Origin of the sequence: Gimesia fumaroli (genome assembly GCF_007754425.1) — a bacterium.
GTDB lineage: Bacteria > Planctomycetota > Planctomycetia > Planctomycetales > Planctomycetaceae > Gimesia > Gimesia fumaroli.
Map to the genome: position 1 here is coordinate 5289688 of NZ_CP037452.1, position 12876 is coordinate 5302563.

21 protein-coding genes are annotated in these 12876 nt (G+C 44.1%); 9 read left to right on the forward strand and 12 right to left on the reverse strand.

Features of this window, described 5'->3' with window-relative positions; all coding sequences use genetic code 11:
• Positions 1 to 89 precede the first annotated feature (89 nt).
• Positions 90 to 401, reverse strand: coding sequence for a hypothetical protein (locus Enr17x_RS20065; protein WP_145311497.1), 312 nt, complete (start codon positions 399 to 401; stop codon positions 90 to 92).
• Between the two features lie 112 nt (positions 402 to 513).
• On the opposite strand from Enr17x_RS20065, the gene Enr17x_RS20070 reads away from it, so the two are divergent.
• From Enr17x_RS20070 to Enr17x_RS20100, 7 genes are all read left to right on the forward strand, one after another.
• Complete coding sequence (locus Enr17x_RS20070) at positions 514 to 723, forward strand: hypothetical protein (RefSeq protein ID WP_145311498.1); 210 nt, start codon at positions 514 to 516, stop codon at positions 721 to 723.
• 479 nt (positions 724 to 1202) lie between these two features.
• A complete protein-coding gene (locus tag Enr17x_RS20075; protein WP_145311499.1) occupies positions 1203 to 1574 on the forward strand; it encodes a VOC family protein in 372 nt (123 codons plus the stop codon).
• A gap of 88 nt (positions 1575 to 1662) precedes the next feature.
• Positions 1663 to 2133 (forward strand): DUF1569 domain-containing protein, encoded by a 471-nt coding sequence (locus Enr17x_RS20080; RefSeq protein WP_145311500.1) that lies wholly within the window; start codon positions 1663 to 1665, stop codon positions 2131 to 2133.
• Positions 2134 to 2315: 182 nt separating this feature from the next.
• Positions 2316 to 2732 carry a VOC family protein gene (locus Enr17x_RS20085; protein ID WP_198000696.1) on the forward strand — a complete coding sequence of 139 codons (417 nt, stop codon included), beginning with the start codon at positions 2316 to 2318 and terminating at the stop codon, positions 2730 to 2732.
• Entirely contained in the window at positions 2719 to 2982 is a 264-nt protein-coding gene (locus tag Enr17x_RS20090) for a TfoX/Sxy family DNA transformation protein (RefSeq protein ID WP_145314078.1), read from the forward strand. Before Enr17x_RS20085 ends, Enr17x_RS20090 begins: the two co-directional genes overlap by 14 nt.
• 228 nt (positions 2983 to 3210) lie before the next feature.
• Positions 3211 to 3399, forward strand: coding sequence for a hypothetical protein (locus Enr17x_RS20095; protein WP_145311502.1), 189 nt, complete (start codon positions 3211 to 3213; stop codon positions 3397 to 3399).
• Between the two features lie 305 nt (positions 3400 to 3704).
• Positions 3705 to 4829 carry a hypothetical protein gene (locus Enr17x_RS20100; RefSeq protein WP_145311503.1) on the forward strand — a complete coding sequence of 375 codons (1125 nt, stop codon included), beginning with the start codon at positions 3705 to 3707 and terminating at the stop codon, positions 4827 to 4829.
• 165 nt (positions 4830 to 4994) lie between these two features.
• Here Enr17x_RS20100 and Enr17x_RS20105 read toward each other — a convergent pair whose 3' ends face one another.
• From Enr17x_RS20105 to Enr17x_RS20150, 10 genes are all read right to left on the reverse strand, one after another.
• Positions 4995 to 5447, reverse strand: a complete 453-nt coding sequence (locus Enr17x_RS20105) for a hypothetical protein (RefSeq protein ID WP_145311504.1) — start codon at positions 5445 to 5447, stop codon at positions 4995 to 4997.
• A 34-nt stretch (positions 5448 to 5481) separates the two neighbouring features.
• On the reverse strand, positions 5482 to 6102 hold the full coding sequence (locus tag Enr17x_RS20110) for a hypothetical protein (RefSeq protein ID WP_145311505.1): 621 nt from the start codon (positions 6100 to 6102) through the stop codon (positions 5482 to 5484).
• A 269-nt stretch (positions 6103 to 6371) separates the two neighbouring features.
• Positions 6372 to 6731 carry a hypothetical protein gene (locus tag Enr17x_RS20115; RefSeq protein ID WP_145311506.1) on the reverse strand — a complete coding sequence of 120 codons (360 nt, stop codon included), beginning with the start codon at positions 6729 to 6731 and terminating at the stop codon, positions 6372 to 6374.
• A gap of 355 nt (positions 6732 to 7086) precedes the next feature.
• Complete coding sequence (locus Enr17x_RS20120) at positions 7087 to 7428, reverse strand: hypothetical protein (protein ID WP_145311507.1); 342 nt, start codon at positions 7426 to 7428, stop codon at positions 7087 to 7089.
• A 374-nt stretch (positions 7429 to 7802) separates the two neighbouring features.
• Positions 7803 to 8297 (reverse strand): Imm7 family immunity protein, encoded by a 495-nt coding sequence (locus Enr17x_RS20125; protein WP_145311508.1) that lies wholly within the window; start codon positions 8295 to 8297, stop codon positions 7803 to 7805.
• A 489-nt stretch (positions 8298 to 8786) separates the two neighbouring features.
• Positions 8787 to 9374 (reverse strand): hypothetical protein, encoded by a 588-nt coding sequence (locus Enr17x_RS20130; RefSeq protein ID WP_145311509.1) that lies wholly within the window; start codon positions 9372 to 9374, stop codon positions 8787 to 8789.
• Positions 9375 to 9434: 60 nt separating this feature from the next.
• Positions 9435 to 9830, reverse strand: coding sequence for a hypothetical protein (locus Enr17x_RS20135; protein WP_145311510.1), 396 nt, complete (start codon positions 9828 to 9830; stop codon positions 9435 to 9437).
• A 345-nt stretch (positions 9831 to 10175) separates the two neighbouring features.
• Positions 10176 to 10823, reverse strand: coding sequence for a DUF4031 domain-containing protein (locus Enr17x_RS20140; RefSeq protein ID WP_145311511.1), 648 nt, complete (start codon positions 10821 to 10823; stop codon positions 10176 to 10178).
• Positions 10824 to 10834: 11 nt separating this feature from the next.
• Positions 10835 to 11095: a hypothetical protein gene (locus Enr17x_RS20145; RefSeq protein ID WP_145309594.1), complete on the reverse strand. Its 261-nt coding sequence runs from the start codon at positions 11093 to 11095 to the stop codon at positions 10835 to 10837.
• Between the two features lie 43 nt (positions 11096 to 11138).
• Positions 11139 to 11456: a hypothetical protein gene (locus Enr17x_RS20150; RefSeq protein ID WP_145311512.1), complete on the reverse strand. Its 318-nt coding sequence runs from the start codon at positions 11454 to 11456 to the stop codon at positions 11139 to 11141.
• Between the two features lie 208 nt (positions 11457 to 11664).
• Between Enr17x_RS20150 and Enr17x_RS20155 the strand changes: the two genes are divergently transcribed.
• Complete coding sequence (locus Enr17x_RS20155) at positions 11665 to 11979, forward strand: hypothetical protein (RefSeq protein ID WP_145311513.1); 315 nt, start codon at positions 11665 to 11667, stop codon at positions 11977 to 11979.
• Positions 11980 to 11985: 6 nt separating this feature from the next.
• On the opposite strand, the gene Enr17x_RS20160 is transcribed toward Enr17x_RS20155, so the two are convergent.
• Positions 11986 to 12207: a helix-turn-helix domain-containing protein gene (locus Enr17x_RS20160; protein ID WP_145311514.1), complete on the reverse strand. Its 222-nt coding sequence runs from the start codon at positions 12205 to 12207 to the stop codon at positions 11986 to 11988.
• Between the two features lie 124 nt (positions 12208 to 12331).
• Between Enr17x_RS20160 and Enr17x_RS20165 the strand changes: the two genes are divergently transcribed.
• Entirely contained in the window at positions 12332 to 12739 is a 408-nt protein-coding gene (locus Enr17x_RS20165; RefSeq protein WP_145311515.1) for a hypothetical protein, read from the forward strand.
• Positions 12740 to 12876 lie beyond the last annotated feature (137 nt).

The window sequence follows — 12876 nt, forward strand, 5'->3', positions numbered from 1 at the left end:
TTCGAGTCGTTCATTTTGATCGCTGTACTTTTTCTGATGAAGAGAGAATAGCCACTCAAAAACAACAGCGATGATTCTGAGTAGGCCGCTCATTCCTGCAAAGACGGATCTTCGTTCGGCGTGAATGTCCTCAACTCAGCAAAAGTGGTTTCACCAAGTTCCATTGTAATGGGTTTAGACTTGTCGATCTTATGGCCAATCGTGGTAATGCCCAGCGCGCCGGCGATCAACATCATCGCTTCATTGGTGGGCATGTCGCCAAGTAGAATTCCGCAGACCGCGTATATCACGGTGACGATGGCGACGACGTACGTCTTCTTACCATTGAGGGGGAGCTTATCCAGCATCGTTTCGGCTTCCTTACCTGGGAAAGAAATGTTATAAAGCGGAGTTGCATCCATGCTCGTCCGCTCTTGAAATTTACCAGAACTTCCCGCTCCATCGTTCGGCCCCGGCTTTTCGCTGCAATTACAATTTCGCGTCGACTCGTAAAAAAAAGTCAAGGCCATTTGGATGAAGAGAAGAAAAAAGACCATCACGCTGGAACTCGAACACGAGGACTGGTGGTCGCTTAATCGATTTGCTGCACGTGAAAATAAATCGCTACGAGGCCTCTCAATGGACCAGTTGAAACCAGTCCTGGCCATTGCGAAAAAGATGTTTCCGTATCACTCCGAGATCGGTCCGGAACCCAAGCAAGCAGATCGACCGAAAGTTCATTAATTTTCACAGTTTCGGTGCTTGCGACCGTCTGAGCCCCTGAGAGGCCTCGTGTCGCGTTCTCCCGCAGAGACGTCCGTTTGGGCTTAAATGAAAAGATATCGCGTCTTGCGGCCATCCATTAATGAAAAATGACCGGGTAACGGTTATTACCCGGTCATTATTTTTTCCTATGGCTGGTTAGATCTGTTGACCAAGTAACCACAGTTACCCGGACAGGCATAGTGCATCACTTGTGACTTATTTCGCATCAGGTCAAGGAGTTTGGGCGCCCCACGAACGGCAGTGGTCAATCTGCGTGATACTGATAGGGAGGAGAGCATCAACTTTCGCTGTCATGCCGGTCTTCCCTGATACCCCAGGTGTGTAAACAAGCCTACACAAAATCAATTGATGATAGGCAGAAATCCTGTTAGATTTAGATAGAGTCAAATTCTGTCTATCAATAGTTAATATTCAAAACTCAGTACACGGAGGCCAATATGATACTTGGTTGCTTTTCAATAAGCTTGAGTGTCGAAGATTTGAAGAAATCTAAAGAATTCTATGAGAAAATAGGATTTGAAGTTTTCGCAGGTTCTGAGTCCCATAATTTCTTGATAATGAAGAACGGAGAAACAAACATTGGATTGTTTCAAGGCATGTTCGAAAGTAACATATTAACTTTTAATCCTGGCTGGAACCAGAATGCAGAAAATACGGACTCATTTACTGATGTACGAGAATTAAAAAAGGATTTTGAATCCAAAGGCATTGAGGTAGTAGATGATTCAATTAGCGGTGAAAGCGGGCCTTCAAACTTCAAAATAATTGATCCAGATGGCAACCCGATCTTAATTGATCAACATGTATAGAGTACCTTTACTCATGTCTCTTCATTTTGCTTCCGGAGATGTGAAATGTTATCCAACTGGAAGAAACCGTTTTTGAAAGTAAACCACAATGGTCGACAATACTGAACGACGAAAATTAGAATTTCGAAATCTTGATGAAATTCTCGCAGAAGTAGAAAAGTTGGCATCGGAAGACGTTCGAACGACTGGAAACCATACATTTGGTGAGATTCTAAATCACCTTGCGCTGAGTCTCGACGTCGCTACGGGGCGCGTTCAAGGACCACCACCGCCACTTTTTATGAGGCTGATAATGCCGTTGATGAAGCGGATGGTGATTAATTCGAAACCGTTAAAACCGGGTATTAAACTGCCAGCAAAGGGCGAAGCTTTCTTTTGGCCGGACAAGGAATTTGATGTTCCTGCTACCGTCGACTACTTCAAAGAAGCGGTGAACTACTATAAAGTGAACGGGCCAATTGAAAAACATCCCTTTTTCGGAAAAATATCGAAAGCCGACTGTGACGAACTCAACTGCCGACACGCGGCACTCCATCTTAGTTTTGTACATCCTGTCTGATTTATCCCAACGATGCGCCGAAAAACAACGCCATGGCCGGCTCGCTTCACTCATTCACCTCAACATCTGGCCTGGTAATGACACAAACGTTTTACTGATTAAGTTAGTGCTGCCCACGAACTAATGCTGGCAGGTGAGATTTAAAACTTTGGATGATCGTACTTTTATATTTGGAAACTACTATGATCAAAATCAATAGCTCATTTCCAGTGTTCATTGTCAAGAGCACCACGGATGCGAAAGCGTTTTATACTGATAACTTTGATTTCCAAGTTGTCTTTGAAAATGAATGGTATCTTCACCTGGTATCAGGATCAGGAGTTCAAGTTGGATTTATGCTACCAAATCAACCTACGCAACCTCAAATATTTCATGAATCACATAATGGCTCCGGGGTAATATTTAGTGTGGAAACGAATGACGCTGAATCAGCATATTTCGAGGCAAAGGAAAGAGACTTGGATCTTGTTTTAAGTCTTCGATCAGAAGATTGGGGACAACGCCATTTCGTTGTGAAAGATCCCAATGGAGTATATCTCGATATCGTCCAGGTAATAGAGCCAAAAGAAGAATATCAGAGTGGCTATGAAACAGAATAGAAAGCTAATCGAGCTACGGAATATCGGCAAAAAAATTGCGGTACGTCTCAACGAAGTAGGTATCTTCTCTGAAAATGAGTTGAGGGTTATTGGTCCTGCTGAAGCTCATCGAATGATAAAGAAAAAGTATGCCAATGAGGTATTGCCTGTATGTTATTACTTGTATTCATTTGAAGGGGCACTGAAAGATAAACACTGGAATGAGATTGACGAAAATAGAAAAAGAGAGCTCAGAAATCAAATCAGTTAATAATCGCCTTCAAGCACTACACCGGCGAACACCAGAAGTCTAGGCGTTACTTTTGCCCTCGTTGAATATCCTCAAACTTTTTTTTAAACGACACCCTCTAAGATGTTGTCCGGGTAACGCACGTTACCCGGACATTGTTCCTTAAGGTAAGCTAAGTGATATCAAATTGTCAGTTAAACAGGTCTTACCCGGAGACTAATTTGTATCAAATGTAGAAAGGGCACAACGATGCCTGAAGAGGAAAAGAAAGGACAGAGACTGGGACGGGTTTGTCCGGTCTGCAAAGGTACTGGCTTGGACAAGACAGCGCATCGTCGCTATACGACCGGCGGACATGATGATCGTTCTTGTAGTTCCTGTCACGGTGAGTGCTACATCTACGAGGATGACGAGATGCAAGGACATTCGGACTACTAGATTGACCGGGTAACAGGTATTACCCGGACAGGCAGAGTGTATCACTTGCTACTCATTTCACATCAAGTCAAGGAGTTTGGACAATTGGTAAACCGCAGTGATCACGCGGCGTAATCCTGATAGAGAGGAGAGAAGCAACATCCGTTGTCATTTCAGTCTTTCCTGAAAAACCCCGGAAGTGGATACAGGTTCATATTCCATCAATTGACAATTGGCTATAATCCTGATAACCCTAGAGCACTAATATTTTGTATACAAGCAGTTAGGCAACAACAACAACCTACAAACAAATGTAAGCTATTCGAATGAAGATTTGCCCGTTCTGCAAAGAAGAAATCCAAGACGAGGCCATCAAGTGTCGTTATTGCCATACGATGCTAATCTCTACGGCGCCGAAAAGCCAACACAATGGCGACGTTACGTACGTCTTCGACAAAGACCTTGTTCGGTTCGGCAAGTTTGCGGTTGCAGTTCTGGGAATTTTCACGGTCGTTGGCTTATTTCTCTTCGGCTACCGTCTGAGCGATATGTCAAATGAACTTGCCAAAGCGCGTGAGGCCTTAACCGAAGCTAAAGCGAAACTGGGGACAACCCAATCCACCATGGATACGGGACTTGAGAAGCTAAAGATGTCGGCCAAAGAAATCGAACATCTGCAGTCAAAAACACAATCCCTCGTCGAAAAGGCCAAACGATCGCTCACGACTATTTCGCAACGTGAGTCCCGCTCGCAAGAACTACTACTGGCAATGGAGACGGTATCGGGTGGAAGCACCGTGGTCCGAACAACTGTCACCTCCCGTGAGCAGCCACAGTCTTCTGGTGGACTAAAACTGTGGCAAAAGGGTACTCGCCTCAAGATTGCGTTTCTTGACGGCGATGACGATATCCACCGAACGGTTTCAGAGGTCGCTGGTGAGTGGACGAAGCACGCAAACCTTCAGTTTAGTTTTGGTGCTGACCCCAAGGACGCAGAAATCCGCGTCTCATTCAAGAAAGGTTTGAGCTCGTGGTCTTATGTTGGCACTGATGCACTTAACGTCTCGTCTTCAGAAGCCACTATGAACATCGATCCAAGCTGGCCAGAAGGAGACATGCGTAAGGCGATACTCCTTTACTTCGGGCATGCGATCGGACTCTTAAAGGAACATCAAAATCCCAAAGCGACCATTCCGTGGGACGAAGAAGCTGTTTATAGATTCTTTGCTGGTCCACCAAACAACTGGTCTCGTGAAATGGTATTTCATAATCTACTTCAGAAATGGCCACCCGACCATTTTGGACTAACAAAGCCTTACGATCGTAAATCGATCATGCATTATCCGATCCAGTCCGAATGGACCATTGGGGATTTTAAGGTTGATGCGCCAACCCAATTGTCGCAAGGGGACAAGGACTGGGTCGCTCGTATATATCCAAAGAATGATTAGCGGGAAGGCGATCGTGTACTTGTTATCTAACCTAGCATTCACCGGAGCGGCGGTGATGCGAGTCGTTACTCTTGCCCTTGTTCGATATAGTCAAACGTTTTCTCAAATGCGTTTTTAAACAACACTTTCTATAATTTGACTGGGTAATATGTGTTACCCGGTCATTCAGTTGAATATCTCTGGATCTGATTCTTCACCAACATAAACCGGCTCCCAATCGAAGTGCGTCATCTGCTTGAAATCGTCTGATGCCGGCTTAACCAGAATAAAGATTAATGAATCACTGTGTCTTCTGATAAGGCACCCTCGAATTCGTCTCGGTTCCACATTGAACCAGACACTTGATTGCTGAGCCGCTACCGCCGGTATCTCAACTCCCTCTGCACCAATAACTTGAAAAAACTCAGTAAAGTCCTCCAGCGAGGCATGCGGCTCCCAGCTGGCGAATTCTATTGTTTCATTGCCTTTAAAGTAGTAGGGGAGGAGATATGGTTTCTGTTTGTGCTTAAACGTGACAACACTTTGACCATTATATTTTGAAGTATAGTCATCAAGCTCTTTTATAGCGATTTGAGCTGATGAAAAATGCTCTTCGTAAATCAGGATTGCATCACACATAGTCAAAGTCCTGGAAACACACATTACCCGGTCATTAGGAAATGTCGTGCTTAATCGGACGGATTGAATTGTAAGGAGCCGGTCCCATTGAGCACCCACGACCATTTTCTATGGCAATCATTGCCTCTATTCCTTGAGTGAATTTCACCAGTACTTCGCGTAATCTCAGCCAGATACTTCGTGCATTCAGAGTGATCTGATCGCCTTTATAAATTCCTAGTGCTTGTTCAGGAGCCTTAAAATTCCAATCAAGCAGAATATGATAATCAGGTTGTTCTGCGGCATTCAGATTTTCATTCTCATGGATCATACAGCGAATTGCGTAAATCATACTTGAGAAGGAATAGCTTACGTTCTTTTCTTGGCGATGATCGAATAAAGTGATATCACTTTTGAATCCAGGGATATCTAGATCCAGAAACTCAGTGAATCGTTTTTTATTGTTAGTTGTAGAACAATCATCACCACGAAGTGACAAACGAAGGGTCTTCGCTGTGTCAATTCCTTTACAGAGTGCTTCGAAGCAATAATCTTCCTTATTCCCATCTGTAAATGCTTTGTCGCTCTCGAAGATCGCCTTCTTAATATTATCAAACCAGCGACGTTCTTGGTCAGACATCGCATCAGCTCGAGCGTAGACAATTCCATCAAACATTTGATAGATCCTCAATCAAGGGAGTTAATCTAAGGCTGACACAAATACTATAATATGTGTTCGAATTTGGAGATGATTTTGCCAAAACAAACCTGTTTCTTTAACAAATAGTATAAAACTAACCGACCTTGAATTATTTGAAATAAATGATCGGGTAAACATCGTTTCCCGGTCAATGAAAAAAGCCGGGGGTAACTGCTAGCCCCAGCTAAAGTTATTCACGGTTCAGGATTGAATTATTAACACTACCGTTTACCGTTCATGGGTATTCACTCATTTCTTTTTATCCCGTAGCCGCCGGGAAGTACAACAGGCACACTGAATTTCATCCTAGAATGTGCAGATGTTTCACCTTTAGACTCACCTTTCGCACCAATATTTACAGCACCTAAACACACTCCAATTCCGCCTGTCTGACTGCTGGATTCATTGTCTCCCAGCACAATATCAAAATCGATCATTGTAACCAGTCGCCCATGGTTATCGGTCATTTGGTTCAGAGCTGCTTGCCCACCATAAAAAGAGTGTGAGCCAGTAGTACAATGGTATTCCGCAATCGATTTGTTCGCCTCGGATACACCAGCAACTATCTCTGTTATGGCAGTGCTAATAAACTCTTGAATATTCATAAAATCACTCACACCTTCCAGGAATTGAGCAAACTTTAACCTACAACTACAGACTAGATGAAAACATCAATTATATTTGTTCAAATGCACACGTCAACCTGCAAGGCGGGGATCCGAGTAAATCATCTACCATCGGGCTAAAATGTGTTATAAATAATGACCGGGTAACATCATTTACCCGGTCTTTATTCATTGATCCCGCAAATACAAAGCGTCTGGGAATATCCGTCACCCGGTCACTTTTATTAAGAGTATCTCTTGAGTGTCAATTTTGTAATAGGAAAAGTATGATTTGATGAGACAGCGCGCGAGTAACGTTGATTTAAAATTCCACCACAACGACAGCTTGGACGTCTTATTTTTCTTTTCTGTCTGTTGCTGAATTAGGTGACTTCATCAGTTCAGCGTTTGACTCTCCATCCAGGGCAACATTAATCTCATTTTGTGAAATCGGCATTGACTCCGCAAGCTTATTGTCATTAAACACGCGACCACGGATGATAATGCGGATCCCATTAGGGATTGCGAATTTATCCAATTGATTCAAACTTTCACAATAAATATGTGTTCCACATGTGGGACAGGTAACTGACACAAACGAAGCCCCCATAATTTCACCTGTGCGATTTACAGTTCCTTCTATACAAACCCATTTTTCGTCGGTATTTTCTATTTCATGGAAACGATGAGTGTCCACAAAAGCGGCTCCTCTAATTGCAGTTGGTCGTGGTCCATCCACAATCGATACAAGCTTCTCTCGTTTTGGGGCTGTGACCGGTGTTAGAGTGGGCGACTTTGACTGTGATTGTCCGCAACCGTTAATGGAAGATACGGTGATCATCAATATGAGACATAGTATTTGATTGGTTGTGTTCATTCATAGTCCTCTCTTTTGTGGACTAACGCGTAGACAGTGAATTGACGTAAGGCATTGTAGCTGTCAATGTTTCTCGAATATATCACTTCAATCCCAAAAAAGAAAAATGTCCGGGTAATGTTCGTTTCCCGGACATGTTGCGTTTATTTTTTTGCAAGATAGCCCCAAGTATTGCTAATTCAATAGTTCAATACTTAATCTTCATCTGGGCGATTATAGGGATGCACCGGGCATATGTTACCTTCAATCATACCAAAAAACGGATCGTCTAATTCTGTCAGTTCCCCATTGAGTAAGCGGTGAACTCGGAAAACATTATCATAATCCATCGGAGGATTCCGGTTGTAACCAGTTTGCTCCATAACGTCTTCGTCATCATGACAGTAAAATAATCCATAACTACCAGGACCGTTTTTAGAAATCCATTCGAGCATATCCCAAACAACCGATGATCTGTGATTCCGTGACACACAATATGTCAACAGGCCATGCTCATTATTGAGCCCTTCATATAGTTGCCATTTCAGAAATGATCCAGCAGACTGTTCCATCCATTCCCTAAAGTTCTGCCACAGTTCTTCATCCGCCTTATCTATTTCAGCATCAATTGAGACAGCAGTCGCTAACGTGGCTGTACTCAAGGGCGAACGGTTACTGCGTAGGTGGCACCAGCCAAAACCGAGCAACATGTGAAATCCCTTCAATCATTATCAATAAATAGGAGTGACTTCACAGAAGTCGTCAAGTCAGCATCTTTCCCTGTCAGAGAAATAATCATAACATCGTGAAATAGCTAGTCAACAATGGGTACCTCACGAGCAATGAGTGGGTAATCACCATTACCCGGTCAAACTCGCATGTGACTATAGGTTTTGCGGGAGCCGATCCCACTGAGTTCAGAATTTATATTCTCACGACGTCTCTGGAGTTCTTCAGCCAGTCCATCAAAGTCATCTTTCCGAAATAGCTCGCTATTTAGTTCCCACGTCTCCCCGTGTTCACATTTCACCAATGATGTGCAGGTATCAGCTTCCACAATTTCGACGGTATAAGTGAAACAGCTACTTGTGAGTTTGAATACAAATTCGCCAGCTTTGGGATCTTCAATCATCGTTTCGACTTTCTAAAAGTGGTTAAAAATAATGGGTGGGTAATTTACATTACCCGGTCATTGGAAATTATTGAGAGTCGCGTAAAACCGCTTGCTCTAAAGGAGTCAAATCCCAGGTAGCGAGAACAACGTAGAGATTTTTTCCCAGGTGTTTCAGAAGCATAGGATCGACCGGAATCGTCTCCCATTCGGCTTCCCAGAGAATGTGGTAATTTGATAGCTTCCCATCAGGAAGTAGTGAAGGGGGGATGCTTGGAACCACCGCCCGTAAAACGCGATCTCGCGGATTGCTCTCGATTGGAAGGGTTTCCCTGGGAAGAACAACGCTTTGGGCTTTCGATGGATTCCATGAGCTAGACGACGAAAAGATTGGTTTACTGGGCGCACCCCATTGTCGTTTTAAATGAGTCCATCGGAACCAACAGAGCTTTGCATCAGCCCTCACGATCGCCAGTCGAGGACGATTAAGGTGGTCGACTCCAGCGTTTTGAATCGTGGCAACAATATCGATCACCTGGTTACCCTTTGAGAGTTCACGATATGCGTTCTTGAGGGCTTCGTACTCTTTACAATGTCGATCTTTCACGGCTTTCAGATATTCGGCATACTTCTTACGAGCATCGATTCTGTTTTCATTTACGGTCGCGACTTGCATGACTACTCATCCTTTATAAAGTTGGTTTAAAAAAATGACCGGGTAACAACCCTTACCAGGTCACTTACTGACAATAAATACAATTGATTTTGCAACTTCTAAAACCAGGGATATCAGAGTGATTAAAAGAACAAAACTGGCTAGGACCGCGAAAAAAGTTGCTGCTAAATGATTTGCTTTCTTCGCCTGCAAATGAGAACTGTAGTATCGGTTTTCACCAGACGAATTCAGATCATGCCCCTCAACAAATCCCAGCTTGATAAATTTCTCCCGGCAGGACTTTACGTTTGAATGGGACCAATTATTCAGCTCTTCATCATCGCAATCGCGTAGCGCAGTAATAAATTCACTTTTACCAATGGGGGCGGATTTACCTTGCATCAGGAGGTTCCAGAAAAGCATCAGCAATGCTTTCTGTTCGAGCCTGTTGAGTTGAAGAGGTGGAAGTTCCTGCATATCAATCCCTTCCTTCCTGCTGCTGCGGTTCCATTCCGTACCTGTGCCAATTGCCGGGATGTGAAACATTGGGATTTAAATTGTGATGCCGGATACTCTCTTGATGATTGAGTAGAGAGCTGAACCATCGATAAATCTGACTCAGACTGTGTGAGTGAAGTTCTTTTGGCCAGATTAAAACTACTGGGCCTTCCGGTAGCTCGATGCGCTCTACATTGGATACTTGTGACATAGTCATGATGTCGAATCCAGCCGATGGATCGTCTATGTCTGTTCGTGTTTCCAGACACTCTGCCAGTTTCTTTTTCCTTGAAAACCAATTGAACATTATGAATAGGACTCCCTTCAAACATAGGTAAATTCAATCCGCGTCACCGGCGTCGACGGGACCACTTTATATTTCTTGCAAAAGCAATCCACAAATTCTGCACCGGTCAGATGAGGAAACCCTTCACGAGCCGCTTCTCGCTTCCCGTATTCGCGATCATGTTCCATTTTGCTCAAAGCTTCTTTCCGGACAGAGACGACGCGAATTACTTTGATCGTGACACCGAGTTGTCCTTGCATTCTGACGGCCGCTTTGAGTAATGCACCTGGCTGTAGATCACGGAAACCAAAAGTCCGTCTGACGTCTTTTGTGTTTGGCACCGACGGATCAGCTGAGACTGTGACACAGATTCCGATCACCGGCAATTTCCAGGCGTGCGTCATCGCATCCACACCAGCGTCATCACAGGACATCGCCCCCAGTTCAAGCGCTTTGTTCCGCTGTGATTTGTTCAAGCGATAATGTGGAATTGCTCCCGTCGTCTTGTATGCGGATCCCGGGAGATTAAGAGACTCTGCAAAAGAGTGCAGTTCATCCAGTGGGGTTTCCGGATCGACGAACAGATGACTGCAATCTTGATAGCGATCAACATATACCAGAGACTCCGTTTGCTCTGGGAATTCTGTTTCTAAACCATCGAATAAAGTTTGCTGTTGTAATTGCATAACACCTCTTCCTAGTTCCTCGAAGGCTGTTTCATTTTTTCTTTGCGAGCAGTCATCTCGATCGAATTCGAAAGCGTATTCAGCGCCGAGCAGATCGCTTTTGTTTGCATTGCAACCAACGGATGCGGAACTGTCTGTCCGATTTTCTGAGTGACTGTAGAGCCTCGTTTGATAAAAGCACAAAGATCGTTGGCAGATAAATAGACCTCTCCATCGGAACCAATCATGGTTTCGATGTTGCGTTCAACGCTGGATGTAAATTGTTTTTGCATCTTGACTCCCTCTCGTAATGGGTTTGATTCCGATTCGTATCGGTTAAATGGTTTGTTGATTTCTCAGTTTCCGGACTTTGTAAGTTTTCACCATCACGCCAGGCGTTGCCGGCCGGCGATAGGATCGACCTTTTACAAACAGCGTCGCACTTCGGCCGTATCCGTAATTCGGATCCACTTCGCGTGCTTCGATGTAGACGCGTTTCCCGATTTGAAATGCATACAGAAACTCAAACGTCCCGCGGTGACCGAGCCGGCGTTTGTCCCGATAGATGGGACCGCCTGAGACTCGAAATAGATCGCCCCGTTTCAGCTCGCCGCGGGGAGAGTAACGAAACGTGGACTCCATTGATTGAATCATCTTCACGACCAGGACGAACTTCCCTAATTCGCGTATAAATCGCTTTATTCAATTTGGTAGGAGACTAAATCCAACGTGATAATGCGGCATATTAGATGAAGCCTCGATCATAGCTGTCAGAGAATATAGTGATTTCTCTTTTTCAGATCGCTGAATCTACACACGTCCAATAGCCTTAACTGAAATGCTTTTTAGAGAAAGGAGATCAATGCTACAGCAACAACACCTGATATTAATCAGCGCTGCCCTGCAATACTGGACTGAAGAAATGGATCTCGAAGATTCAAAGATTTTCGAGATCTATGCTGGTAGCGATAAGATTGAACTGAAATGGAGAGAAGCAGACATCCAACGGTTACGAATGCAGCTTCTGACAGCACAATTGCGGTATGCTGTGTGCCAGAGTAATGCGACCAGTGTAAAGAATTCTCGTCTATTTAGCACTATTGAAGCTGCCACCCAAGTTCTGGGGGACGAATCTGATCAACTGGGAGCTGTTCTGGTTATTGACCCGGCGATTTAAACCCCCTCATACACCTTCAAGCAACTCGGATAGACTAATTCCAAGTGTATCGGCAATCTGTTCAATTTTACGTATCGTAAGATTCCGTTCGCCGCGTTCGATCCCACCCACATAGGTCCGATCCAACTCACATGCATAGGCAAAATTCTCTTGAGAATAGCCCTGCTCTTTGCGAAGTTCCCGGACTCGTTGTCCAAATCTCACCAAAATATCTGCTCGTTTTGCCATACAGTTATTTAACACTTGACAACGACGATAAAACCACGGACTATGAGTATCATTCATGGGATTTACAATTGACAACTATCACATCAATCTGAGTACAAATCTGCAGTTTTGACAGGAGACATCCATGGAAAAAGTAGCCTTATGTGCGATCATCTTTTTAGTGATTCTGATCGCCATTCTGTTTATTGTGCCTAATGAGCAAATGGATGGGCCTCAACAGCCCCAGATTATTGAAATTCAGCGACATTCGTCTGATCTGATTAACGTGCAGGACATCCTGGTCACATCCGAAGGTTTATTGTGTATTACCTATGCTGACGAAACCGGTCTTCGAACCTTTCACCATTTTGTCAACCTGAAAGCCAGTAATGTGATTCTGGTCGAAGACGAAGAGTTTGAACCTGAGAAAATACTGATCTCAGATACCTTTCATGGCGGATTGGAGATTACCGTTGCGAAATCCCTGAATCTAAATCTTTCTCCGTTTGCGACAAACTCTGACTCACTTAAGCCTGCTGCGTTGCCTCATTGAGTCTGTGTTTTCAATGAAGCTACTTCTCCTAAGAAGCCATTCAGTCCTATGGGGCTGAGTGGCTTGTTGTTTTTACGACAGGGAGCCAGGTTTAATGTCAGCTCATTGCTGACAGACGATTGTTACTGCCTCGTGGA